Annotated in this window: 24 protein-coding genes; 20 read left to right on the top strand and 4 right to left on the bottom strand. The window is 46.4% G+C overall.

Annotated features, from left to right (window positions below; all coding sequences use genetic code 11):
• Positions 1–175 precede the first annotated feature (175 nt).
• The 11 genes from NSS94_RS07150 to NSS94_RS07200 all read left to right on the top strand — a co-directional run bounded on the left by NSS94_RS07150 (position 176) and on the right by NSS94_RS07200 (position 11171).
• On the top strand, positions 176–337 hold the full coding sequence (locus tag NSS94_RS07150) for a hypothetical protein (RefSeq protein ID WP_341039087.1): 162 nt from the start codon (positions 176–178) through the stop codon (positions 335–337).
• 175 nt (positions 338–512) lie between these two features.
• A complete protein-coding gene (locus NSS94_RS07155; RefSeq protein WP_341040399.1) occupies positions 513–1670 on the top strand; it encodes a ParA family protein in 1158 nt (385 codons plus the stop codon).
• Between the two features lie 15 nt (positions 1671–1685).
• On the top strand, positions 1686–2933 hold the full coding sequence (locus NSS94_RS07160; RefSeq protein WP_340884742.1) for a CpaF family protein: 1248 nt from the start codon (positions 1686–1688) through the stop codon (positions 2931–2933).
• Complete coding sequence (locus tag NSS94_RS07165; protein ID WP_340884744.1) at positions 2930–3721, top strand: type II secretion system F family protein; 792 nt, start codon at positions 2930–2932, stop codon at positions 3719–3721. The genes NSS94_RS07160 and NSS94_RS07165 overlap by 4 nt, the downstream gene beginning before the upstream one ends.
• Before the next feature lie 6 nt (positions 3722–3727).
• Positions 3728–4612: a type II secretion system F family protein gene (locus NSS94_RS07170; RefSeq protein WP_341039088.1), complete on the top strand. Its 885-nt coding sequence runs from the start codon at positions 3728–3730 to the stop codon at positions 4610–4612.
• Between the two features lie 13 nt (positions 4613–4625).
• Positions 4626–4817, top strand: a complete 192-nt coding sequence (locus NSS94_RS07175) for a Flp1 family type IVb pilin (protein WP_013309278.1) — start codon at positions 4626–4628, stop codon at positions 4815–4817.
• Positions 4817–5485 carry a TadE family protein gene (locus NSS94_RS07180; RefSeq protein WP_341039089.1) on the top strand — a complete coding sequence of 223 codons (669 nt, stop codon included), beginning with the start codon at positions 4817–4819 and terminating at the stop codon, positions 5483–5485. The genes NSS94_RS07175 and NSS94_RS07180 overlap by 1 nt, the downstream gene beginning before the upstream one ends.
• Positions 5486–5525: 40 nt before the next feature.
• On the top strand, positions 5526–7742 hold the full coding sequence (locus NSS94_RS07185) for a hypothetical protein (RefSeq protein ID WP_341039090.1): 2217 nt from the start codon (positions 5526–5528) through the stop codon (positions 7740–7742).
• A complete protein-coding gene (locus tag NSS94_RS07190) occupies positions 7711–8706 on the top strand; it encodes a TadE/TadG family type IV pilus assembly protein (protein WP_341039091.1) in 996 nt (331 codons plus the stop codon). The genes NSS94_RS07185 and NSS94_RS07190 overlap by 32 nt, the downstream gene beginning before the upstream one ends.
• Before the next feature lie 86 nt (positions 8707–8792).
• Positions 8793–9305 carry an A24 family peptidase gene (locus NSS94_RS07195; RefSeq protein ID WP_341039092.1) on the top strand — a complete coding sequence of 171 codons (513 nt, stop codon included), beginning with the start codon at positions 8793–8795 and terminating at the stop codon, positions 9303–9305.
• Positions 9306–9368: 63 nt separating this feature from the next.
• Entirely contained in the window at positions 9369–11171 is a 1803-nt protein-coding gene (locus NSS94_RS07200) for a DUF6382 domain-containing protein (protein ID WP_341039093.1), read from the top strand.
• A gap of 74 nt (positions 11172–11245) precedes the next feature.
• On the opposite strand, the gene NSS94_RS07205 is transcribed toward NSS94_RS07200, so the two are convergent.
• Positions 11246–12160: a TIGR01777 family oxidoreductase gene (locus NSS94_RS07205; protein ID WP_029516372.1), complete on the bottom strand. Its 915-nt coding sequence runs from the start codon at positions 12158–12160 to the stop codon at positions 11246–11248.
• A 417-nt stretch (positions 12161–12577) separates the two neighbouring features.
• Here NSS94_RS07205 and NSS94_RS07210 point away from each other — a divergent pair, with 417 nt between their 5' ends.
• The 4 genes from NSS94_RS07210 to ppnP all read left to right on the top strand — a co-directional run bounded on the left by NSS94_RS07210 (position 12578) and on the right by ppnP (position 17616).
• Positions 12578–13705: a deoxyribonuclease IV gene (locus tag NSS94_RS07210; protein ID WP_029516373.1), complete on the top strand. Its 1128-nt coding sequence runs from the start codon at positions 12578–12580 to the stop codon at positions 13703–13705.
• 22 nt (positions 13706–13727) lie between these two features.
• The gene (purU, locus tag NSS94_RS07215; RefSeq protein WP_023987631.1) at positions 13728–14627 is read left to right on the top strand and encodes a formyltetrahydrofolate deformylase; all 900 of its coding nucleotides are present in this window, start codon (positions 13728–13730) and stop codon (positions 14625–14627) included.
• Positions 14628–15041: 414 nt separating this feature from the next.
• Entirely contained in the window at positions 15042–17087 is a 2046-nt protein-coding gene (tkt, locus tag NSS94_RS07220; protein WP_029516375.1) for a transketolase, read from the top strand.
• A 214-nt stretch (positions 17088–17301) separates the two neighbouring features.
• Positions 17302–17616, top strand: coding sequence for a pyrimidine/purine nucleoside phosphorylase (ppnP, locus tag NSS94_RS07225; RefSeq protein ID WP_013309288.1), 315 nt, complete (start codon positions 17302–17304; stop codon positions 17614–17616).
• Positions 17617–17724: 108 nt separating this feature from the next.
• On the opposite strand, the gene NSS94_RS07230 is transcribed toward ppnP, so the two are convergent.
• Positions 17725–18624 (bottom strand): NAD(P)-dependent oxidoreductase, encoded by a 900-nt coding sequence (locus tag NSS94_RS07230; protein ID WP_029516376.1) that lies wholly within the window; start codon positions 18622–18624, stop codon positions 17725–17727.
• A 250-nt stretch (positions 18625–18874) separates the two neighbouring features.
• On the opposite strand from NSS94_RS07230, the gene NSS94_RS07235 reads away from it, so the two are divergent.
• From NSS94_RS07235 to NSS94_RS07245, 3 genes are all read left to right on the top strand, one after another.
• Positions 18875–20230: a glucose-6-phosphate isomerase gene (locus NSS94_RS07235; protein ID WP_013369975.1), complete on the top strand. Its 1356-nt coding sequence runs from the start codon at positions 18875–18877 to the stop codon at positions 20228–20230.
• 148 nt (positions 20231–20378) lie between these two features.
• Entirely contained in the window at positions 20379–21011 is a 633-nt protein-coding gene (locus NSS94_RS07240) for a YigZ family protein (RefSeq protein WP_023987635.1), read from the top strand.
• A gap of 5 nt (positions 21012–21016) precedes the next feature.
• Positions 21017–21598, top strand: coding sequence for a TetR/AcrR family transcriptional regulator (locus tag NSS94_RS07245; RefSeq protein WP_029516378.1), 582 nt, complete (start codon positions 21017–21019; stop codon positions 21596–21598).
• 173 nt (positions 21599–21771) lie between these two features.
• On the opposite strand, the gene NSS94_RS07250 is transcribed toward NSS94_RS07245, so the two are convergent.
• Positions 21772–22173: a secondary thiamine-phosphate synthase enzyme YjbQ gene (locus NSS94_RS07250; protein WP_029516379.1), complete on the bottom strand. Its 402-nt coding sequence runs from the start codon at positions 22171–22173 to the stop codon at positions 21772–21774.
• A gap of 221 nt (positions 22174–22394) precedes the next feature.
• On the opposite strand from NSS94_RS07250, the gene NSS94_RS07255 reads away from it, so the two are divergent.
• Complete coding sequence (locus tag NSS94_RS07255) at positions 22395–23456, top strand: sulfate/molybdate ABC transporter ATP-binding protein (RefSeq protein ID WP_341039094.1); 1062 nt, start codon at positions 22395–22397, stop codon at positions 23454–23456.
• 189 nt (positions 23457–23645) lie between these two features.
• A complete protein-coding gene (locus tag NSS94_RS07260; RefSeq protein WP_029516381.1) occupies positions 23646–24416 on the top strand; it encodes an MBL fold metallo-hydrolase in 771 nt (256 codons plus the stop codon).
• 15 nt (positions 24417–24431) lie between these two features.
• On the opposite strand, the gene NSS94_RS07265 is transcribed toward NSS94_RS07260, so the two are convergent.
• Positions 24432–25925: an aminotransferase-like domain-containing protein gene (locus tag NSS94_RS07265; protein ID WP_318626867.1), complete on the bottom strand. Its 1494-nt coding sequence runs from the start codon at positions 25923–25925 to the stop codon at positions 24432–24434.
• Positions 25926–25982: the final 57 nt, after the last annotated feature.

Genomic DNA, 25982 nt, shown 5'->3' on the forward strand with positions numbered 1-25982 from the left:
TAGTCATATGCTGGTTACCGATGGTTCGCTGCTTCCATAGTATATTCTATCTCAAAGAAATGGAGGCGAATTTAAATGTTTAAACATCGTAAGCATCATTGTCATTTTCCAAAGCCAAAAAAACGTGTCTTTAAGAAGATCATTAAGGTGACTGTCATTAAGTTTAAACCTAAATTTGAACGTGATCATCGGAAACATGAAGATTTTGATAAGAAATGTCATTGCCGGAAACGTCATCATCGCCATCATCGCCATCATGACTGTCATCGTCGTCACCACAAATTCTACTAAGATGAAGATGGTAGGAGGCGGGGCTAGACTGCCCGCCTTCTCTTAGTACGAGGATTTTGGAAGATACTTGCACAAAAAATACTTGCTCTAATATAAGCGCTATGCTATTCTACCAGTAAATAGATTGCACGTGACGGAAGCACCGTTCACCAACCGTATGTACTTACGGATGGATGAACGGTGCTTTTTTGCGTTGTTGTGTTAGGGAAGGGATGAGCATTATGATTCCAGTGAAAGTGGTATTAGCCGTAGAAGGTCGGGATTATATTGAGCCGCTGCTGAATTATGTTCACGGAAGCGAGTACGCTAGAAGGCTGAGAATAACGGCTTTTTCGCAACCGGAGGCATTTCATCAATACATGATGGAAACCAGCGGAATGAAAAGACCGGATGTGGTGGTTGGTGAAACTCCCTTTTTGAATCTATGGACAGACAGGGAAGCTGCTGATATTCCTTGTTTGGTATTGCATGAGGGAGAACAAGTGAGCGAATATGGACAGCCTTTATTAAAATATCAGCCTTTATCTGAACTGGTCGGTTTTATTTTGGAAACGGCGAGACAGAAGTCAAATGGTCGGAAAAGTGTAAACAGCCGGGAAGGTGGGATGATTATCGGCATGGTAGCAGCTTCCGGAGGACTGGGCAAGACAACGGCCGCACTCAATATGTCCAAACAGCTGGGGAATGAGGGATATTCGGTATTCTATCTGAATCTGGAGACGGTGGATTCAAGCTCATTATTCACTGGTTCAGGCAGTGCTAGCGGAGCAGAAGGAGAAGGGCTGTCCAGGCTGCTCTATGATCTCAAGGCAGAAGGGAGTGAGGAGACTCCGTTATCCATTGCTTCCTATTGTGTTCGTCGCCCTGAAATTCAGGCGGATACTTTTCAGCCTGTCTATAATCGCAAGGAGCTGACGGATATGACTTGTGATGAAGCGAAAGAGCTGATTCGAACAGTTGCCGAAAGTGGACAGTATGATGTAGTGATCGTAGATGGCGATTCTGAAAAAGGTGATCGGGCTCAAGCCGTGCTTGAAGCTAGTCATAAGCTGATTTGGCTGCTGGCAGACGATTTAATGAGCATGCACAAGTGCGGATTATGGCTGGATGTTTTAGAAACCACGCTGCCTGAAGGGCTTGAAGACATGATATGCAAAACCAGCTTTGTGGTGAACCGCTATATGGGAACTATGATCAACTCGTTACCTCGTGACTTCATGGAGCTAAACGGAGCGTTACCCTATATACCTTCATGGAAACAGATGCAGCACCGTGAGCTGTTGCTAAGTTCACCGATTTATCAGCGGGAAATTCGTCATCTATGCCGGGAGCTGCTGAATGTGGACGGTGTAACACATCCGGCCACCGTTTGGTCTTAAAAGGGGCTGATGAACATGAATGAGGGACGATTTAAGGCATTGCGAGCAGATATCCGAAACGGGCTGGACGTAACGTCTTCGGTAAAGGATGCAGATCTGGTACGGCATATTGAAAATCGAATTTTACACGATGTAGAGCTAGTAGGCTTAACTTCCCGTGAGAAGCACGCGCTTGTCCGCAAGATTTTTAACTCTTTCCGTGGGATGGACGTACTCCAGCCATTGATTGACGACCCGACCGTTACGGAAATTATGATCAACAGTCACCGGGAAATCTTTGTGGAGCGGGCTGGTGAGGTGATGCAGATACCCGATCAATTTGAGTCCCGCGAGCGACTGGAGGATTTAATCCAGACGATTGTAGCCGGAGTGAATCGAATTGTGAATGAGGCTTCCCCCATTGTGGATGCCCGATTAAAGGATGGGTCACGCGTAAATATTGTGCTGCCTCCAGTTGCTCTCAAGGGTCCGACGATGACCATACGGAAGTTTCCCGAGCGTCCTATGACGATGGATGACTTGATACGAATGGGTGCGCTGGATGCAGAAGCCGCTGCTATGCTCAAGGACTTGGTACGTAGCAAGTACAACATTTTTATAAGCGGAGGAACGGGTTCTGGTAAAACAACTTTTCTGAATGCATTATCCCAGTTTATCCCGTCGTCTGAACGGATTATTACTATTGAAGACTCAGCAGAGCTGCAAATTGTGACGGTCCCTAATCTGGTTTCCATGGAAACACGGAATGCGAACACCGAGGGGAAGGGAGAAATCACAATTCGTGATCTGATTCGTTCCTCCCTGCGTATGCGGCCCAACCGCATTGTGGTGGGTGAGGTCCGGGGGAGTGAGGCATTGGATATGCTGCAAGCGATGAACACAGGACACGATGGATCGCTGTCAACTGGCCACGCAAATAATATCCGCGATATGGTCAGCCGGCTGGAAACGATGGTGCTGGGAGGGGCAGAGCTTCCGCTTGGAGTAGTACGACAGCAGATCAGCTCGGCCATTGATATATTTGTTCATCTGTCACGGATGCGCGACAAATCCAGACGAGTGCTGGAAATTAGCGAAGTGATTGGTTTTGAAAAGGGTGAGGTGACGCTTAACCCCCTTTATCGGTTTCAGGAGCGAGGAGAAAGCAAGGGGCGAATCGTAGGAGGTCTGGAACGTTGTGGCGAGGGTCTGCAACATACGTTGAAGCTGCAAATGGCCGGGATCAATCCGGAAAACTGGCACAGGGGAGGCGTATCAGCGTGAAGTCAGGAAAAACGGCGGCCAAGCAAGTATCACGTGAGGCCCCTTCTCTGCCAGATTATACGGTGTATACATTATCGACAGTACAAAAAAGTCTGTGCATATTCTTTAGTGGCGTGTTGTTCGCGATGATCGGTTATCTATTTTATCACCAATGGATATTATCGTTGCTGTGCGCTGCCGGGGCTGGGGTGATGCCTCGTTATTTTAGGCAATTTTTGCTGCAAAGACGCAGGTCTGCCCTAAGCATCCAATTCAAACAGGCTTTATATTCGCTCTCGTCTTCTCTTTCAGCGGGAAGGTCGGTGGAGAATGCTTTTCGTGAGGCAGTAGAGGATTTGAGATTGCTTAGTCCAGATGGAGATCACGACCTGATTTTTGAATTTAACATTATTACCGCCTGTCTCGAAATCGGACAGCCTGTAGAAACCGCTTTGCAGGATTTGGCCCGTCGGGCGCAGATGGAAGATATTACGAATTTTGCGGACGTATTTGCGGCTTGCAAACGAACCGGAGGTGATCTGGTGGAAGTCGTAAGACGAGCTTCAAGTGTCATTGGTGAGAAGCTGGAAATTCAGCAGGAGATCGGTGTAATGATTGCGCAGAAACGTTTTGAATCGAGGGTTATGTTTGCGGCGCCTTTTTTGTTTGTATTGTTTATGACCATGACAGCGGGTGATTACATGATGCCCTTATACAGCGGTACAGGTATGATTTTATCAACCTTTTGTTTATTGGTGCTTGGTGGGTGTCTCGTGTGGATCAACCACATTATGAAGATTGAAGTGTAAGGAGAGATGGGTGTGGTGATGTTGATTTGTCTGGTCATGCTGGTTCTGCAAGTGGGAGGTTGGGTGGTGCTGAACCAGATGCACGGTGCTAAGTATGCGCATTTTCGCCATATGAAGTTGGAGGGACTGCGGCTGCAAAGACTTTCAGTCCCATTTGTACAAATGATTCATGCTTCACGTGCTACTCATAGACTGCCTTTGCTAATGTTCAAGCTCCAGCGTTCGGTGCAAAAGCTGTATGGTATGCGTAACAGCGGAGAAAAAACGATGCTTTTTCTGGCAGAAATGTTGGGTTACGGATATATGATGGCTGCTGGTGGAGCTATAATATCGCTTTTGCTGAGTGGGGATGCGACCGGGCTGGTGCTCGGATTGGGACTTGGTCTTCTGGTACCCATCGCGCTGATCAAGGATTTGCACGGGAAAGTACAGAAGCGGGATCAGCAAATTTTAATGGAACTGCCTGAACTGTTGAGTAAAATGATGCTTTTAGTAGGTGCAGGTGAGACGGTACAACGGGCATTGCTACATTGCGTGGAACGTAAAGGGGCGGATACGGAACATCCGTTGTATCGAGAACTGAGGCAGACGGTGGCAGAATGGGAAAGCGGCTTTTCCTTTCAACAGGCATTTGAGCACCTGAGCAAACGTTGTGGTATTCAGGAAATGACAGTATTTACGACGACAGTTTTGTTGAATATGAGGCGCGGCGGGAGCGATTTCGTGATGGCTTTACGTGAGTTGTCCCAGACGTTATGGGGCAAGCGGACTTCAATTAGCCGCACAAGAGGGGAGCAGGCTTCATCTAAGCTGGTATTCCCGATGGCGCTGATTTTGCTAACGGTAATTGTGCTGGTGGGCGCTCCGGCTTTAATGATGATGAATATGTAGGAGGAATACAACGATGATGACATTAGTAACGGGCAGTATTCGTAAATTGTACAAGGATGAGGATGGTCTGGGTACGTTAGAAATGATCCTGATCATTGCCATTCTGATTGCGGTGGCAATTATTTTCAAGGATCAGATCAAGAAAATTGTAGAAGGGCTTTTGAAAAAGGCGGATAAAAAAAGTAACGATTTTATGGATTCATAATGCTGCGCAAATTGGCACAAAAAGAGGACGGGAGCTTCTCCTTGGAAGCTTCCCTCGTCTTTCCCATTCTACTGCTGGTCATTTTTGTGATGTTATTTTTTTGCCTGTACATATATCAAAAATCTATATTGGTGCAAGTCGCTGCTACTGCTTCAGAAAGAGCCGCTTACAGCTGGGATAACAGCTTCAAGGACCCACGTACAGGAGCATTTGCGCAAGGGCAACGGGATTCTCTCTATTGGCGCTTGAAGGATGATGTTATGCTGGGAGCCCTGTTTGGCTGGACCGGAGCCAACAATCAGGAAAATGTACAGGTGCCGGGCGGCAATGGGGGAGGCTCGTTACCTGCTCAAAAGCTGTCCAATGCAGAAAATAAAATGCCTGCGGGCATGCAGGGGCAGATGACATATGAGAACAGTATGATTCACCGTAAGGTGACCACAAAGTTAAATAAGATCGTGAAGGTACCTTTGCTGAATCAGTTTTTAGATCAGACAGATTTGCAAGGGAAAATGAGCTCTGGCGTGGTCGAACCTGTGGAATGGATTCGTACGGTGGAGTTAGTCCGTTATTATGGTGCGAAGTTTATGGGCAGAGGAACAGGTGAAAAGGTAGATTCGGCAGTTGTAGGGAAAGTATTGATGCAATATGGTCAAAACGGTCAGTGAGAAGTAAGGAATAGGAATGTAACTGGGAAGGAGGAAGCGGGTGTTTGGTAAGGGTCACAATACAAAGGACGGGGAATCAGGTGCTGTCACGGTCTTTTTAATTCTGATTTTGGCGGTCATGTTCGGTTTTATTGCTGTATTTATTGATTACGCGAGAATTGCTGCACTGCATGTGCAGACTGAACGACTGACCCATGCGGCGGTTCGTTCAGTGATGTCTGCTTATGATCCGACATTACAACAGGAGTACGGTTTGTTTGCTTATGGCGAAGGCGGCGGAGAACAAATTATGGTCAAAGTGCTGAATGATAGCGCGCGGCGTACGGCACGCGCAGAAACGCTACCGCTTATGAATATGAAGCTGGATTCTAGTTCCCTGCAAATGGAAAGGGAGCTTGGTAAATATGCCATATTTAACGAGCAGATCCGTGAAGAGATGAAGTATAAAGCACCTGTCGATTTTACGTTTGAAGTGCTCGAAAAGCTAAAGCCGCTCTCTCAAAATATGAAAGAGGCTTCTCATACGGTAGATTTGCTGAAACGGCTGCAAAAGCTGTACGACAGACGAGAGACCAAACTGGATGACATGCTGGAGAAGCAGCGTAAGGCAGGGGCTTATATGGAAGAGGTTCGTAAGCGGATTATTAAACAGAGGGGCACCTATATGCCCAATCAGTATATATGGGACCCGCTTGAGGTTGTAGCCGATATTGCCGCTCAATATAAGCATTACGTACATGTATATGAAGACAATAAGAAGAGTGTGGACGACGTTAAAATCATGCAGATGGAAAAATATGCACGTAGAGCGAGGGCAGCGCTTGATCGCCTGCGTCAGATCATGGTTCAAGCTGGGGAAGAACATGATAAGCTGCTTCTGGAAGCCAAGGAACCGTTAAATGAAGCACGGCAGATTAATGAAGAGATGCGCAAAGTCATTGCCCAATATAAGCAGAGGGCGGCCAATGCAGGCTACGATGGGGTTTCAGCAGCCCCTACTCCAAGCGGAGCAGGCTCCAACGCAGATCCGTCGGTAGGAAGCGCACGGCAAAAAGCAGAGGATTTATTGATTCCAGACAAGGAATTTGAGCAATGGGAAGCAGAAATTGAAAAGCAACGGACTTCTATAAATACTGCTAACAATAGAATAACGAGTATGATGCGTACGTTATCCTTTTATACAGATCCATTTTTGAATGCAGACATGCTCAAGCAAGAAGTCGCTTCTACGCTCAAGGAGATAGATAAATACTTAAATGCGTATGCTTGGGCGGGACCCGCCAATGTACTCGACGGTGAAGCCAGGACGATGGATACGCGACGCGGCCCGGACAAAGAACGCAAAAAAATGGAAAAAGAGGCGAAAAACAAGCTCAAACAAGCTTATCGGATTATTGAGGTTCTTTCCAAAGGTAAACAAAGTGCAGAACAATTCCAAAATCTGGAGCGGTATTACAATGAAAGTATTTCGTTTAACCAGTCTACATCCAGTCCATCTGTTTCCTCCGATTTGCCCTATGACACCTATGATGCAGCGGGAGCTTCTATGGATAGTATGGATGGTCTATACGGATCGGCATCCAATTTACTGACTCAACTGGGAGACGAGTTTTACCAGAATGAATACGCACTTTCTTACTTCCATCATGTGGATTTCAGTCGTTTTGGCAGTTTGGCCGGATCGGGTGGAAATGTGGGAAATGCTGCACAGGTTTTGGGAGATCAGCTAGAGATAAATAATCAGGAAGTTGAGTATATCCTGTATGGGTTCCATAATCCGACGGGTAATCTGGCATCCGCCTATGGGGAAATTTTTGCTATGAGACTTGCCATTCGAACAATGGAGGGATTGGTTAAGAACAGCTCAAAAGGTAATCCGTTGGTCGTTTTGGCGGCAGCTTTGTTATATGGAGTAGAAAAAGCGATAGAAGACATGATTATGCTGGCACAAAAGGGGGACGTGCCATTGTCTGATTTTCTGAAATTTCGAATGACATACAAGGATCATCTGCGATTGTTCCTGATGATCCATAGCAATAATGAACGAAAAATGTCCCGTATGCTGGCTCTGATCCGTCTGAATACAGATGTCAATCCTGCTGAGCGGCAAACGTATGCAACGGGTGAGGTCAAGAATGGGATGAGGCTGTGGTTTCTACCTGGGGTAATGAAGATGCTCGGGACCGCCTCGAAAGAAGGCGAGAGTATTAAGGGAAGTGTGTACTATGTCACGAAAACAGCGCATTTTTCCTATTAATCGGTGTTTACGGAAAGTTTGTGGGCAAAAGCAATGTGAACAAGGAAGTATTGTTTTAGAAGCGTCATTGGTGTTGCCGATGTTTCTGTTTTTTATTATTTTTCTCATTTATATGGTTCAGATGACACTGGTATCTACAGCGTTGCAGACTACCGCTTCAGAAGCGGTTAAGCAGGTTTCGGCTAAAATCTACCCAGTTTCTCTAGCCGTGGAGGCGGCATCCGCAAAAATAGATGCAGTGCGTGAACCGCTGGATGAACTGCCCAAGTTATCTGTGAGTGAATATGCAAGCCAATTCGCTTCCCAGTTGCCACCTCCAATTGGTGATTGGGTAGAAAGCGCTGTTCAGGGCGGTCAAAAGCCGATGGAGGAACTGCGGGGGCGATTTACGGAAGCTGCACTCGATCCTGTTTTGAAGCCGATGCTAAAGCCTTTTATGGAGGAAAGCATTCTGGAGTATGACCGTATTCATATAACGAGCGTACATGTACCTGCTCTTGCAGGAACTAAGGACCCTTATTTTAGAGTAGAACTGTCGTATGAACTGCCGATGAAGGTTCCTTTTCTGTATCGCAGCATTGTGCTTCAGGCGGCAGCTGAGGAACGTCTTTGGATTGGCGACACAGGGGAAGGAGCAGGTACAGGAAATGCGACGGGGGACAAGGATGCGGAGCATTCCATACAGTTGCTCGTTAAGCCTGAACCTGCTGTGAAGGGTGTGTACAATTTAATCAAGGCCAAGGTTGAGCCTGGGACGACTGCTAACCTTTCTGTGCTTTATAAGTCGGGTGAAAGCACAGCTCAGCACTTGGGCTGGACCTCTGCCAACGCGGACGGGATTATAGAATGGAACTGGTTTGTGGGAACGAACACAACACCTGGTCAATGGAGCTTTGTAATTGAAACAGAGGATGGTCAACGTATAGAAGTTCCGTTTACCGTGGAAAAGCCAGCTGATGGATAGGATGGATATAGACTTGTAGGGATAGCTACGATGGAAAATGATTTGGCAGTCTGCTATTTCTATTTTTATAAAGGGGGAAGATCGCATTGACGTGGATGTATATTGTATGCGGAGTTCTGCTCGCGATTGCGTTATTTACGGATTTACGTAGCATGAAAATCCCTAATAAGCTTACATTGCCCGGCATAGTGGTAGGCTTGGTATTCAATTCTCTATTTGGGGGGTGGCACGGTTTTTTATTTGCTGTTGCTGGACTGGGTACCGGATTTGGGTTCATGCTGATTTTGTACTGGATGGGAGCTGTTGGTGCAGGAGATGTGAAGCTGTTCGGCTTGATTGGAGCATGGACAGGTGCCGCTTTTGCATGGCAGTCAGCTTTATATTCGATTTTTTTTGCAGGTATTATTGGCATAGGGATTTTGCTATGGAAGAGGGAAACCATCATGAGACTGCGGCGCGTAGCTTTTAATTTAGGAGGATTTTTTCTATTTCGCAGCGGAAAAGCACTGACCAGTGGAAATGAAGCACACCTCAGGTTTCCTTTTATGACGGCAGTCATTCCGGGGGCGATCAGTGCTTATCTTTACTTCTTGCCATGACATGTCCGCTGGGGGAGATCATGCTACCTCACGGAGATAGGAAATTGTTAAGGAGGTCATGAATTGTTTGGTTTAAGCAGGGATTTTGCCCGGAACGGCGGGACATTTATGATTCTAAACAAGGAAGACGGGCTCAAAACCGATGATTTAAATTCCGTACAAACTGGAATGATGACTGGTAATCGGATTCCCGGTCTGCTGGAACTTAGAATAAAGGAAGTCGATTTTCAGATTGAGTTACATTACGACATTTCGGGGCAACGCATGCTTTCCCAATTATGGAAAGGTGGGGGCGTGTCGACTTCTCATTTCTACCGGATTCTTTTTGAAGTGGCAGATGCCCTCCATCGCAGCCCGCAATATATGTTAGATATTCGCCAGTTTATTTTGCACGAGGATTATATTTTTCTAAGTGGTTCAGGTACAAGGGAAACCGCCAGTTTAACCTATGTTCCTTTACGCAGTGTACAGTATGCAGGGCAAACAGGCAGTCAATTTAAGCAGATGGTTATTCGTTTAATGACTCGTGTGGCCCACTTTCAGGGAGAAAATATACAACGCATACTCGATCTGTGTGATAGAAATGAATTTGAATTGGGTTTGCTAAAGGAACTGCTGTTGCAAGGAATGAAGGCTGGTACAGAGAGTGTTAGCGTGCAGGCAGAAAGTATGGAAGAGCGAGCTTTTTCATCAGCTGATCCTATCCTATCTGCCCATACCTCACAGGGGAACTATACGGATCGTGGCGGAACATACGCGCGAGAGCATCGGGAAACTCTACAGGAGATTCAGGAGCTTAAACGGATCAATCGGCTCAAACCGTCCGTGAAACCAGAGGAGAATTCCGAGCATGTAACAGAAAACGAAGTAGAAGATGTGGAGTCTGGATTGCAAAAATATAAAACCTACATTGCTCTCGGATGTCTGCTCGCTTCGGCCATCGTGTGGCGTTATATTTATCTGGACCATCCAGAGACGGTACCGTTGATTATTTCCGTGGTGCTGACCTTGGTACTTGCCGCTGTTGCTTATATAAGCTGGACGGGGAAATGGGAGCGCAATCGAACTTCATCTCATATGTACAGCGATTCAGTACCTGTATTGGATTCGGAATGGTTAGGAACTACTTCTTCCCCAGTACAGCGCAAAAATGATCGTTATCAGGTAGATAAGCTGACCGGATTTGTAGCGGGACGTCATCATCAAGACAAGCAATCTTCCGATTCGAGTGATCAAGGGCAGGAGAACTGGAGATGGACTTTTCCAAACTCAGAATATAAGAGCGTGGGAAATCGAGTTACGGAAAATAGTAAGAAAACTTCAGCGAATTTTGACTTACACGAGCCATCGTGGAAAGGTGCGGAACGGAGAAATGAATTGGAAGCCAGTGATACCAGTGAGGCTTATTATAAGTCTCTCTCCGGGGTAACGGAGCTTCTAAATGCTGCATCTAAGCAGGAAACGATGCTGCTTCGTGCAGATCAAGAGATGCAGATTTCACCAGTGCAGCAATCACCGATGGCTTGCCTGGATCGCAAGCCACCAGGTAGTGGAGGGACAGAGCGCATCCGGTTGCAGCCAGACCAATTCGTTGCAGGCAGTTTTATCATCGGGAGAGATCCGCAACTGGTTCAGTTTGTAGAGCATACGGATGGAGCTTCCCGTTCTCATATTGAGCTTTGCATAGTTACAGGAGAACATAGCCACATTGTTAAGGATTTATCCTCGACGAATGGAACTGTTCTGAATGGAGAGCCTATGGTGCCTTATAAGGAGTACACAATGAAGGATGGAGATACTTTTAAAATCGCTGGAGTTTCTTATACTTACCGGTTGGACTCTTTTAAATCCTCCAATGCATCATAAATGAAGGTTATATGGATATATGTCAAGAAGAGGCCTGTTATATTCAGAGCCTCTTTCTTTTCCTCTTTTTCAATTCAATGCTGTTTTTGGGAAGAATGGAGTTCTTTAAGAGCGTCCTTAAGTGAAGGATAGTGAAACTTAAATCCGTGCTCCAGCGCTTTGCGCGGTATTACCTTCTGACCATCCAATACTAGCGTGCTCATCTCACCAACTAGCTTTGAAACGAGAATGCTGGGGACGGGAAACCAGTACGGACGGTGATATACCGTAGCTACTGTCCTCCCAAACTGGTCGTTCGTCAAGGGTTGTGGTGATGAAGCATTCACTGCCCCGACAATTTCCGTCGTATGGATGCAGTACGTGATCAGACGAACGATATCTTCAATATGAATCCAGCTCATCCATTGATGGCCGCTACCTATTTTGCCGCCGAATCCGAAGCTATAAGGCATCTTCATGAGTGGGAATGCCCCTTTTTTTCTGTCCAGCACAAGGCTAATGCGTAACTTAATTAAACGGGCTTCAGAAGGGTAGGCATTGGCTGCTTCTTCCCATTGCTCAACCACCTGAGACAGAAAATCTCCCGAACAGCGCGGGCTCGTTTCATCGAATGTTTCGGTCAGGGATGTACCATAGGCGGCAACAGCAGAAGCCTGAATGATTACTTTCGGTTTTTTTTGTAGAGCATTCAATGCTTGAGCCAACCGGGCAACAGATAGCAGTCGAGATTGAAGAATTCTTTGTTTGGACTTATCCGTCCAGCGCTGATTCAGCGTTTCGCCTGCTAAATTAACGACCGCATCTGTGCCTTCCAGTACTTCAGGCTTTTGTTTTAATTCGTTCCAGCTCATATATTGCAAGCGGGGGCTCGCTTCGTGTCCTACCAGTGGCTTGCGGGTAACGACTTTCACGGTGTATCCGTCGTCTAGCAGGCTTTTGACTAGTGCACTCCCCACCAATCCAGTTCCTCCACATACGATGATGTTCATGGAGCCAGCTCTCCTTCCAATTCACAAAAAATACATCTGTTATAGAATATAACCCTTTTCGAGAGAAAAAAACTTCATATGAATGTCCTTTATACGGTTAAGTGTCAATCCATGATTTTATTTACCCCTGTTTGACTAACATATATTCTGATGTGTACTTTATCTACGTATTCCCTTAATAGAGTTATTTGAGGATTTTGCAAAAGCCCAATAAGCGACTTTCAATGAAGAATATATAGATCGAAATGGTCTGGTTCGTCTGTATATTGCACTTTGGAGCGACTGGAATCGAATTTTGCAAAATCCTGATTTAAGAAAGTTGCCATAAAAGCTATGTTGTTTGATTTCAATAATCACGTTAAAATGATTAAATTAAAATAAGACAAGCATAACAGGATAAGGGGATGAATCAGGGTCATGCTGAAAATTGGTTCTCATGTGTCCTTCTCGGACAAGGGTCTGCTCAGCGCTACAAAAGAAGCGTCTACTTACGGGTCCAGCTCCTTTATGATATACACGGGAGCACCGCAAAACACGCGTCGTAAGCCGATGGAGTCCATGTATTTGGAGGAAGGCAAGCAGTTAATGGCTGAGAAGGGAATGGAAGATATCGTGGTGCATGCCCCGTATATCATCAACCTTGGCTCTTACAAAGAAAATACCTATGAGCTTGCGGTCAGCTTTCTTCAGGAGGAAATTCGGCGCACACACGCGATAGGTGTGAAAAATATTGTGCTGCATCCGGGCGCTTTTACCGATAAGGATGCGGAATATGGAATCGGGCGTATTGCCGATGGTTTGAACGAGGTACTGAACGGCGTGAAGGAGACAGATGTTAACATCGCGCTTGAAACGATGGCAGGCAAAGGAACGGAAATGGGGCGTAGCTTTGAGGAGATTGCCTCCATTATAGATAAAGTAGAGCGTAACGAGCGTCTTACGGTTTGTATGGACACCTGTCACATTCACGATGCGGGTTATGATATCGTAAATGATCTGGACGGTGTATTGGAGCAGTTCGACCGTATTGTCGGCTTGAATCGCATTGCAGTTGTTCACATTAATGACAGTAAAAATCCAGTTGGCGCTCATAAAGACCGCCATACTCCGATCGGATCAGGCTGGATTGGCTATCAGACTATTCATAATGTGGTGCATCATGAAGCACTTCAAGGACGTCCGTTTATTTTGGAGACGCCATGGATTGGGAAGGAAGCCAAAACTCAGCGTCCGATGTATGAGGTTGAAATTGCCCTGCTTCGCGGAAATGTAAAGGAGCGCTTTGGGGATGAGTTTTTGGGTCAGGTAGAGCAATTGCATTCGTTTTTCAAAAAACAGGATGTGGATGTCCGTAAATTTGTTCTGGACACCTGGGCTCTGCTGAAAAATGATGCCAAAGCAAGAAAAGCCGATCCACGTGAGCCGTTGGAGCGTCTGTATGACATGATAACGGAAGCAGCACTATTTCCAGATTTGAGCGAAGAACACATTAATCAACGGTTGATTGCCTGGTTTGCCGGCAGTCATTTGCCAGTGACGGTATAAGCTAAGGGGGATTAATAGCCACATGGAAATTCACGTAAAACATCAGCCAAATAGCACTCTATCTGCCCATGAAAACCGCGCGCGTATGCTTGTATCTTGTCCAGATGGACCAGGTATTGTAGCGGCCGTGTCCCGTTTTTTGTACGAGCATGGGGCCAATATCGTTCAATCTGACCAATATACAATGGACCCGTCGGGCGGTATGTTTTTTATGCGGATTGAATTTGATCTGCCGAATTTGAGTGCAACCCAGCCACAGTTGGAGCAGGATTTTGCCGCTGTTGCTGAGCAATTCCGTATGGAGTGGACGATTTCTGCGGTTAGCCGCAAGAAAAAACTGGCTATTTTCGTTTCCAAAGAAGATCACTGTTTGGTAGAACTGCTGTGGCAATGGCAGGCAGGAGATCTGGACGCGGATATTTCATTGGTGGTTAGTAATCATCCGGATATGAAGGAGTATGTGGAATCGTTTGGTATCCCATATCACCATATTCCGGTAACCGCCGATACCAAGCCGGAGGCGGAGCGTCGCCAACTAGAGGTTATTGGCGAAGACATTGACGTTATCATTTTGGCCCGTTACATGCAGATTATATCTCCCAAGTTTATTGAGCATTATCGCAACCGAATTATCAATATCCATCATTCCTTTCTGCCTGCATTCGTGGGTGGGAAGCCATATGCCCAAGCCTATAATCGCGGTGTGAAAATTATTGGTGCTACTGCGCATTATGTAACTGAAGAATTGGACGGCGGCCCGATCATTGAGCAGGACGTGCAGCGTGTAAGCCACGGAGATGATGTAAATGAGCTAAAACGGATCGGTCGCACCATAGAGCGGGTCGTTTTGGCAAGAGCCGTGAAGTGGCATGCAGAGGATCGTATTCTGGTTCATGAGAACAAAACAGTCGTTTTTAACTAATCTTAAAATTTTAGAAAAAATTTGTGAATCTATATTTTTTGTTAAACAAAGCCCATCGCATAACGGGCTTTGTTTTTTTATATAAGGATTTTGCAAAATCCTCATGTGAATTATTAGCCTTATAGCCGGTCAGTACATAATATTTTTGTGATTTTATATTTTTTTAAATGAGGTTAATACATTACGGGTATATTTATATGAGGACACGGTACTACATTTCCCACAATCATCTTTATAAACGATCTGGCAAACTTTCACGGCAAATGGTACAATACTTAAGAATGTATAAGTCATATTGAAACATTCAAGCAGATTCACTCACTTCAACAGATATCGTTTTTGTATCAGGCGGTGATGTTGGGGAGTATGACCGAATGCAATTGACATACTTTTTACAATATGAGGAGGCTAACCATGACTGACCAGAACCAAGCGATTCAAAAGGATGAAAACTCCACGATCGACAATTTGTCCATCACAACTATTCGTACGTTGGCAATTGACGCCATCGAGAAAGCAAACTCGGGACATCCTGGTATGCCGATGGGCTCCGCGCCAATGGGATACCAACTTTTTGCTAAAACGATGAATCATAATCCCGATCAACCTACATGGGTTAACCGTGACCGTTTTGTATTGTCTGCAGGACACGGTTCCATGTTGCTATACAGCCTTCTGCACCTGAGCGGCTATGATCTTCCTATGGAAGAACTGAAACAATTCCGTCAATGGGGTAGCCTTACACCGGGCCACCCTGAGTTTGGCCACACTGCTGGTGTAGATGCTACAACCGGTCCTCTGGGACAAGGTCTCGCAATGTCCGTAGGTATGGCAATGGCTGAAGCTCAACTGGGCGCAACATATAATAAGGACGAATTTAAAGTTGTAGATCACTTCACGTATGCAATCTGCGGCGATGGCGATCTGATGGAGGGTATTTCCCACGAGGCTGCCTCGCTGGCTGGTCGCTTACAACTGGGCAAGCTGATTGTATTGTTTGATTCCAATGATATTACACTGGACGGCAAGCTTAATCTGTCCTCTTCCGAGAGTGTTGCCAAACGCTTTGAAGCTTACAACTGGCAAGTACTGCGCGTAGAAGATGGTAACGACCTTCCAGCCATCCAAAAAGCCATTGAAGAAGCGCAAGGCGACTCGACACGTCCTACGCTGATTGAAGTGAAAACTGTCATCGGCTACGGAAGCCCGAACAAACAAGGTAAAGGCGGACACGGCGGTACTCATGGTTCCCCGCTGGGATCAGAAGAAGCCAAGCTGACTAAAGAATTCTACAAATGGGTATACGAAGAGGACTTCCACGTACCACAAGAGGTTCGCGAGCATTTTGCTAAAGTAAAAGAGCGCGGTATCGCAGCGAACAAAGCATGGGATGAACAGTTCGCCAAATACAAAGCAGCTCACCCTGATTTGGCAGCTCAGTTCGAAACAGCTGTAAACGGCGATCTCCCAGAAGGATGGGATCGTGACCTTCCGAAGTACACGACTGAAGACAAAGCCGTTTCGACTCGTGTAGCTTCTGGTAATGCTCTGAATGGATTAGCTCCAAACGTACCTTTCCTAACAGGCGGATCTGCCGATCTGGAGAGCTCCACGATGACACATTTGAACAACTTGACGAACTTTACGCCAGAAGACTACGCCGGTCGTAACATCTATTTCGGTATCCGCGAATTTGGTATGGCTGCTGCGATGAACGGTATGGCGTTGCACCAAGGTGTAAAAGTATTCGGCGGTACATTCTTCGTATTTACAGACTATCTGCGTCCAGCTGTTCGTCTGGCAGCTCTGATGGGATTGCCTGTAACCTACGTTCTGACTCACGACAGTATTGCTGTAGGTGAAGATGGTCCGACTCATGAGCCGATCGAGCAATTGGCTTCCCTGCGTATTATCCCGAACTTGACAGTAATTCGTCCAGCGGACGGTAATGAAACTTCTGCTGCTTGGGCTTACACGCTGGAAAACAAGAAAAACCCGGTTGCTCTGGTATTAACTCGTCAAAACCTGCCAATCCTGGCTGCTAGTGCTGAGCATGCACGCGAAGGTATCAAACGCGGTGCTTATGTGGTTGCAGATGCAACAGATGGCAAACCAGTTGCTCAAATTCTAGCTACAGGCTCCGAAGTGCAATTGGCTGTTAAAGCTCAGGAAGCACTGGCAGAACAAGGTATTCAAGTACGTGTTATCAGCTTCCCAAGCTGGGATCTGTTCGAAAAACAAGACAAAGCATACAAAGATTCCGTTCTGCTGCCAGAAGTGAAAGCTCGTTTGGCTGTAGAAATGGCATATCCACTGGGCTGGGAAAAATATGTTGGCGACCAAGGCGACATTCTCGGTATCAGTACATTCGGCGCATCCGCACCTGGCGATCGCGTGATTAAGGAATACGGCTTTACAGTAGAGAATGTTGTTAGCCGTGTGAAAGCTTTGTTGAAATAAAACATTGGAGCATCTAAAACAGACAGTCGTAACCTGAGTAAGGCTTACGGCTGTTTGTTTCATACAGTTGATGTTTTGCGAAAAGATCACTTTGGAATTCCAGTGTATTGTATACGTGATACAGTGTGTATTTTCATACTGAAGCTGGAATCAAATCTATGTTATGATGCACCAATATTCATTCAACCATTGAGAGCAGATGAGGGGATAACGAATGACACAGTTTGATGGAGTAAGCGTAGTTAAAAAAGCAAACGTTTATTACGATGGTCAGGTTACAAGCCGTACAGTCATCCTGGGTGACGGTAGTAAGGTTACACTGGGGATTATGCTGCCAGGAACGTACGAGTTCGGCACGGATTCCCGTGAGATTATGGAGATTTTGGCAGGGGATCTGAGAGTGTTACTTCCAGGTACTGAGGAATGGCTGGAAATACAAGGGACAGCAACCTTTCACGTACCTGCAAAGTCTTCCTTCAAGCTGGAAGTACGAAGTGTAACTGATTATTGCTGTTCTTATCCCGAATAGTAAGCTAAAACGGGTAAGCACACTCAGCCTTCAAGCTAAGTGTGCTTACCCTAAAGCTATGCCATATGTACACAAGCACAGCAGTATAGTTACACAGAAAGGTACAGCTTATTCGAGAGGTTGACCACCAATGGTGCGGCCAATCCATGCTTCGTATGTCTTCACGACAGCGGATAGGTCCTCGTCGCCGTAGCCTTGCGTTTGCCCGGCTTGAAATAGGCTTTTGGCAATGGATAACATAGGTGCGGGGATGGACAGGCTGTCTGTTAGTGAGGAAGCAAGCTTCAAGTCCTTAAGCATCAAGGCAAGTGAGAACTGGTTGCTAAAATCATGCTCAATGATTTTGCGCCCTTTCAGGTCAGCGGCCTTGCTGCCTGCCGATCCGAGTTGTACCAATTCAAGGAAGCTGTCTGCCGGGATGCCGGATTTAGCCGCGATAGCAAAGCCTTCAGCCAGAGCGAGGTTATGAATACCGACCATCGTATTATGAGCGAGCTTGGCTACGGCCCCGCTTCCATTAGGTCCCATATGAAGTACCTTTTTGCCCAGGGTATCAAAAACATCTGATTGTGCCGCAATGGCTTCTGCATTACCACCAACCATGAACACGAGTGTGCCGTCTACAGCGGCAGGCTTACTGCCTGTTACGGGAGCATCAATGAAGGAACAGCCCAGCTTGTCCGCTTCGGCGGCTAGTTGTTTGACCAGCTCAGGTGAAATCGTGCTGTTGTCCATCACGGTCATGCCAGCCGTAAGGCCGGCAAACACACCGTCTTCGCCGTAATAGATGTCACGAATGGAATGATCATCACTGACCATGGTAATGACCAAGTGCTGACCTTCAGCTGCTTCACGAGGGGTTGAAGCTGTACGTGCGCCTTGCTCTTCCAGTGGCTCGCAGCGCGAAGCGGTGCGATTATAAACTGTGACTCCGAATCCCTGCTTTAGCAGATTGGATGCCATCGGGGCGCCCATGGTGCCCAGTCCGATAAATCCGATGTTTTTCATTGCTAATCACCTTTCTTGTTGGAAGTTGCCGTCCGATGCAGATGCGAGTCGGCCCTGAATTGAATATTGAAACAGGTTGATCTCAGTTAATTGTAGCATGGGCATGCTACCCTATCTACAGGAGGGGCTGTCAAGCACAGGATACATAGGTAACGCAAGCTTGTCAGGCCCAGCAAATTAAAGTATCCTATTCCTAAGTCCTTATGTTCGTATTCATGGTCTTAGTAATACCAAACAGGAGGTTCCAAACATGTCTAAAAAAGTTATTTTTGATTACACTAAAGCTCTCTCCTTTGTAGGTCAGCACGAAATTGATTATTTTGCAGAGCCTATCAAGCTGGCTCATGAGCAACTGCACAACCAAACCGGTGTAGGTTCCGATTTCTTAGGTTGGATCGACCTGCCTACCAATTATGATAAAGAAGAGTTTGCGCGCATCCAAAAGGCTGCTGCTAAAATTCAAAGCGATTCCGAAGTACTGATCGTAATCGGTATCGGCGGTTCTTACCTTGGAGCACGTGCTGCGATCGAAATGCTGTCGCATTCTTTCTACAATGCACTGCCTAAAGATCAACGCAAGGGCCCAGCTATCTATTTTGCAGGCAACAACATCAGCTCTACATATGTGAATCATCTGTTGGAACTGATTGAAGGTAAAGACTTCTCTGTGAACGTCATTTCCAAATCAGGTACGACAACAGAGCCAGCTATCGCATTCCGCGTATTCCGTGCAGCTCTGGAGAAAAAATACGGTAAAGAAGAAGCGCGCAAACGTATTTATGCAACGACCGATAAAGAACGTGGCGCTTTGAAAAAACTGGCTAACGAAGAAGGCTACGAATCCTTCATTATACCTGATGATGTGGGTGGTCGTTACTCCGTGCTGACAGCAGTAGGCTTGTTGCCGATTGCTACTGCAGGCATTAACATCGAAGAAATGATGCAGGGGGCGGCAGACGCTTCCAAAGAATACAGCAACCCGAATGTAGCTGAGAACGAGGCTTATCAATATGCAGCCGTTCGTAACGCTTTGTACCGCAAAGGTAAAGCAATTGAAATTCTCGTAAACTATGAGCCGTCTCTTCATTTTGTATCCGAGTGGTGGAAACAGTTGTACGGAGAAAGCGAAGGCAAGGATTACAAAGGCATTTATCCTGCTTCTGTTGATTTCTCGACAGACCTGCACTCCATGGGACAATTCATTCAGGAAGGCAGCCGCAATATTTTCGAAACGGTAATCCAAGTAGAAAATGTACCTAGTCACATCACCATCGAAGCAGATGAGGATGATCTGGACGGACTGAATTTCCTGGCAGGCAAAACTGTGGATTTTGTAAACAAAAAAGCATTCCAAGGTACATTGCTGGCTCACACAGACGGACAAGTACCGAACTTGATTGTAAATATTCCTGACTTGAGCCCTTACTCTTTCGGCTATCTTGCTTATTTCTTCGAAAAAGCTTGCGGCATCAGCGGCTACCTGTTGGGCGTAAATCCGTTCGATCAACCGGGCGTAGAAGCTTACAAGAAGAACATGTTTGCGCTGCTCGGCAAACCAGGCTTCGAAAAAGAAAAAGCTGAGCTTGAAGCGAGATTGTCTGAATAAGAGTGCTGTAATCTCTGATGCGAAACAGGATTTCGGTCAGAAGTGTTATAGTGTATAGCATCAATTAAAGTACAGGAAAGCAGTTCACCAGCTGCCAGAAGCGGGGGACTGCTTTCTTGTAAAATGAAGTAAGGAAGGTTATACGTGTATGTTGGAACAATACCGAACCGTACGCGGTGCCGGCAACAAGGAAATTGTGATTCGAAAATCCCGTTTTATCGGCCACATTCAGCCTGTTCAAACTGAGGAAGAAGCAACTGCTTTCATAGAGCGCATCAAAAAAGAGCATTGGAACGCTACCCATAATTGTTCTGCTTACATGATTGGGGAAAGAGACGAAATCCAAAAGCAATCGGATGACGGAGAACCGAGCGGTACGGCTGGAAAGCCTATTTTGGAGGTAATCCGCAACCAGAAGCTGAAAAATGTCGCTATTGTTGTTACCCGTTACTTTGGTGGGATTTTGCTGGGAGCAGGCGGTCTGATTCGCGCGTATTCAGATGGTGCTGTTGCAGCAATCGAGGCAGGGGATGCAATTACGCGTGTGCTGCATCGTGAAGTTTTTGTAGAATTGGATTATACCTGGTTGGGCAAAGTGGAAAATGAATTACGCAATCGCAGCATCCGCACTGGAGAAACAATGTTTACGGATAAAGTTACCTTAACCTGTCTGCCGCTGGCTGGTGATGCGGAATCCTTTAGCAACTGGATAACAGACTTGACGCAGGGGCAATCGCTTGTGTCGGAGGGAGAGCAGCTTTACTTTATTGAAGGGGAATAAATAATATGGCTAGAAGAGCAGTAGAACAGGAGTTGTCAAGAGGGCGGATTCTGGAAGCGGCCAGGCACTTGTTTATTACCAAGGGCTACCGTGCGATTTCAATGCGCAGCATTGGCCAGCATCTGGGTTACAGTCATGGTTCGTTATACTATCATTTTAAAGAGAAGGCTGAACTGTTCTATGCCATTGTGATTGAAGATTTTAATACATTGCGTGGGATTCTACTGCAAGCAGCAACAGGCACACCTGATGATGGCTTGAGCAGACTAGAGTACTTGATGCTGGAATTTATCCGTTTTGGTTTGGAAAATCCATATCAATACGAAATTATGTTCATGATGCACGATGAAGAACTATTTGCATACTGTCGCACAGAGCAAAACCGTTGTGTCGAACTATTTGCATCCATGATCCGTCAAGAATTGAGTGGTCAGGGGCATTCGGAGGAAGATTGCTCAAGGGTACCGAAAAGTCTGTTTTTATCCATGCATGGCTTTGTATCCTTTTATATTCAGGACGGTTTAACATTTGAAGAAATTAGGCCCGCTGCTTTAGCACATGTAAAGCTGCTGTGCAGACACCTATGAGCGTACCTGCATTCACACGCTTCACCCATGAACATGTAGGGCGCTTTTCTAGGTGTATGCACTTCATGACGGTGACTTATCATTACGGTACTTTGCGAAAGCGACTAAGAATTTAACAGACGATGATGCATCCAGTAGGAAAACATCATGGTCTGTTTTTTTACCCGTTTCCGTCAGCCCTTCATGATTTTCACATGGTATTGACGTCTGCGTGGTCCGTCGAATTCACAAAAATAAAGTCCCTGCCATCGTCCGAGCAACAGCTTTCCATCATGGATGATGATCGTTTGTGAGGGGCCTGTCGTGATGGATTTTAGGTGGGACGCTGTATTTCCCTCCATATGGCGATATTGGGGATGCTCCCACGGATAGACTTCATCTAGTCTTAACATCACATCATGTTTGACATCTGGGTCTGCATTTTCATTAATGGCGATGCCGGCTGTCGTGTGTGGACAATAAACAAGTGCGGTTCCTTGTTGCACCCCGCTTTTTTCGATCAATGAAGCAACCTCTCGTGTAATATCACGAATTTCATCTCGCCGTGTAGTGGATAATTCTAAAGTATGCAACAATAACTCCATCTCCTTTCTTCCTAATACTTTACCCTTTTAATTACTAATATAATATATAGAGTTGACGAAAATTACTTTCCTTTGATAAAGTATCACATAAGAAAAAACATAGTATATGCATTGGAATAATTAAATGATTTCAAATGAGGTACGTGCTTTGCGGTAAGCAAGGCTGCTGCTGTTCCTGAACAGGTCCAGAAGCGGAAAGGAAGTGTACGGATATGCATGTGGAAGTAAGAGGGTTAAACAAGCATTTCGGTAATTTTCATGCAGTAAAGGACGTATCTTTTGATATTCAGACGGGCCATCTTATTGGCTTACTCGGTCCAAGTGGTGGGGGAAAAACCTCCATTCTTCGCATTTTGGCGGGTCTGGAGCAACCGGATGCGGGAGAAATCCATTTTCATGGAAAAAGGGTAAACGAGCTGTCCCCGCAGGAACGTGGAATCGGATTTGTATTTCAAAACTATGCTTTGTTCAAGCACATGAGCGTCTACGACAATATTGCCTTTGGTCTGAAAGTGAAAAAAAGCTCCAAAACCCGTATCAAGGAACGGGTCACGGAGTTGGTCGAACTAACGGGGCTCAAAGGATTTGAGCATCGTTATCCGCATCAGTTGTCAGGTGGACAGCGACAGCGAGTTGCTTTTGCGCGTGCTTTGGCACCAGAGCCTCAATTGCTGCTGTTGGATGAGCCTTTTGCAGCTATTGATGCCAAGATTCGTCAGGAGCTGCGCACCTGGCTGCGAGAGTTGATTGAGCGGGTGGGCATTACTTCAATTTTTGTCACCCATGATCAGGATGAGGCGATTGAAGTAGCGGATGAAATTATGGTGATTAATCAGGGACGACTGGAGCAGAAGGGAACGCCTTGGGATATTTATAAAAAACCGGGTACCCCGTTCGTGGCTTCCTTCATTGGGGAATCTACGGTGATTGAACAGGCAGGCAGTCTCAAAGGCTTCGAAGAAGCTGCTGGAGTGGGAACACGTGCCTTGATCCGTCCGGAGTATATTGATGTCGGGCCAAGCGAGGAATTTACGCTTCTGTCGGCAACCGAGGAAGGCGTAGTGAAGCATTTGCATTTTCGTGGAAGTGAGTGGATGGTTGAAGTACAAGTTGGGGACCATCGTCTCATGACGTACCGTTCGCTGGAGAAGTCTACGCTGGAACCTGGTCAGCAGGTGCGAGTGTTGGTGCATCGAGCCTATCTATATAATGACCAGTCCAGCTGGATGGTGGAAAACCGCCTGAAGGAAGATCCCATGCCTATCATCATTTAAAAATCAGGCTTTTGCAAAATTCTCAAATATATATGACCACGCTTGGGGGGATGTCTAGCCTGATTTCACGGCTTTGGGCATGCTCCTTTTGGCGTTGGACGCTGGAAGGATTTACGCAGATGATTTACGTAGAATCGGTCTGTTCGTTATAATAGTAGTAAAAAGACCCAAATAGATAGGAGTTAAACCATGAATCGGCTTATTTTTCTTGGCACGGGGGATGCAATGGGGGTTCCGCGTGTATATTGTGATTGTCTCGTATGCACAGAAGCTCGCACGACAGGGGCGAACATAAGATTGAGATCGTCTGTGCTGATCGAAAGCGAGACGGAGGACTTTATGATTGATTGTGGCCCGGACTGGCGCAGACAGCTAGAATTACGCGATCTGCGTTTTATCCCTACGATCCTTGTGACACATGCACATTTTGACCATATTGGAGGATTACCAGAATGGGCAGATGCCTGTCGCTGGACTGGGAACAGAGGTCGCTTGTACGCGCCACAGGAAGTGATCGACACGATCTTGCGGCAATTTTCCTGGCTCTCTGGAAATTTGGATCTTATTCCAGTAGATCAGGGAGCCCAACTTGGCGGGTGGAATATCCGGGGATGGCGTGTGAATCACGGGAAGAACGGATATGCCTACGCTTATCGCCTGGAAAAGGACGGCTTCTCGTGGGCCTACTGTTCGGATTCGATTGGATTAAATGAGGCGGAAATTCTGCCTTTGCACAATCTGAATTTGCTCGTCCTGGGAACGAGTTTTTATCATGAGGAGGCCGAGTATGCCACCCGCTCCGTATATGACATGCTGGAGGCACAGGAGCTTATAGGAAGGCTTAAGCCCCAAAGCACAGTGTTTACACATATGTCCCATGATGTGGATGTCACACGCAATTATGGGCTTCTGGAAGGGATTAGTTTGGCACACACCGGCATGAGTTTGCCGTTAGAATAAAGGTGCATTTTACCTTTACATCGTTCGACTGATACGTAGAAGGGTGGAGATTCCTTCTTTGATTTGTAGCTCGTTGGCGTATGAATAGGACAGTCGTACATGCGTTTTACCCTCTGCGCCGATGGGATCAAATACATTGCCGGGGACAAAGGATACAGATTCTTGTACACTTTTGGCAAGTAATTCATTAGGTTTCAACGTAGAAGGCAGCTGGAGCCACAGGTTGAGTCCTCCCGCTGGGCTGGTCCATGTCCAACCGGAATCGCGGAGACTGTCTTCCATCGTTTCCTTACGAATCTGGAGCGCGATACATAGTTTTTTAATATGCTGCTGCATACGTGGAGATTGAAAGTATTCTAAAAATAGCTTTTGATTCAGCAGTGGCGATCCATTGTCCACCAACGCTTTGACGTTGAGCAGGCTGTTCATGAGCTGTGGTCGGCAGGTCACGGCTGCGATTCGTAGACCGGGTGCGACATATTTACTGTAACTTCGAATGTAGACGACGCTTCCCGAAACATCATAGGCGAAAATCGGAGAAGGAGGCTTTTGCCCAAAGCTGATGTCATAGGTGCTGTCATCCTCAACAATGAGGCAGCCGTAGCGCTCGGCTAGTTCAGGCAGTCGTTTGCGTTGCTCATCGGGGACCGTAAAGCCCGTCGGGTTGTGGAATGTCGGATTCATATAAAAGAGACGTGGTTTTTCCGTTTTCATGCACCACTCAATCTGGTCCATATCATATCCTTCTGGTCGAATATCGGTCATGGTCAGACGTGCGCCTTGTCTGCGGAATATTTCCATGGCAGGACCATAAGCAGGGCGTTCGATCAATACACGGTCTCCTGTATGGAGCAGAGATCGGGCAATTAAATCAATGGCTTGCTGTGCTCCCGAGGTAATCATCACTTCATCCGGTGATAAAGCAAAATGCTTATCCACGCTAAAATGCTGCGCCATGGCCTCCCGAAGCTCGGTATCACCCTGTACAGCGGAATAGGTGGCTGCTACTTTCGGATGCTTTTCAAAAACCTGCATCATCAGCTCTCCCCAAAATCGGTTGGGCAGGAGAGAGGGGTCAATCAGCGCTTTGGAAAACTGGAAATTCGCATTCACTGATTGAACGCGGGTAAGTCCATCCATTCCTCTCCAGGCTGAAACTGACGGATCATCTGCCGCATGGGCAGATTTGGAGTGAATCGTGAGGTCTATGGACGTATGTCTCGAGTAGCCAGCATATTTTGCATGTCCAGTCGCTTGGGAAGCATGAACGTAATATCCTGATTTGTCCCTTACATAGACCAGTCCTCGTTGCTTCAACTCCTGATATGCCCGGAAAACAGTTAGCCGATGTACACCCAGCTCCTGAGCCAAGCTTCGTACGGACGGCAGCTTCATGTCTGTTTGCCAATCCCCGCGATCGATCCGCACAGTTACATAATGGATAACCTGCTCATACAGCTTTAAGGCATGATCGGCTGGAAAAAGTAGTTCGCTGTTGTTCTTACCCATGCTATCCACGCTCCTTTGTGTGTATTGTACTATATAGCACTTCAAAAACGTATACAA

This window comes from Paenibacillus sp. FSL L8-0644, assembly GCF_038008165.1.
GTDB lineage: Bacteria > Bacillota > Bacilli > Paenibacillales > Paenibacillaceae > Paenibacillus > Paenibacillus polymyxa_D.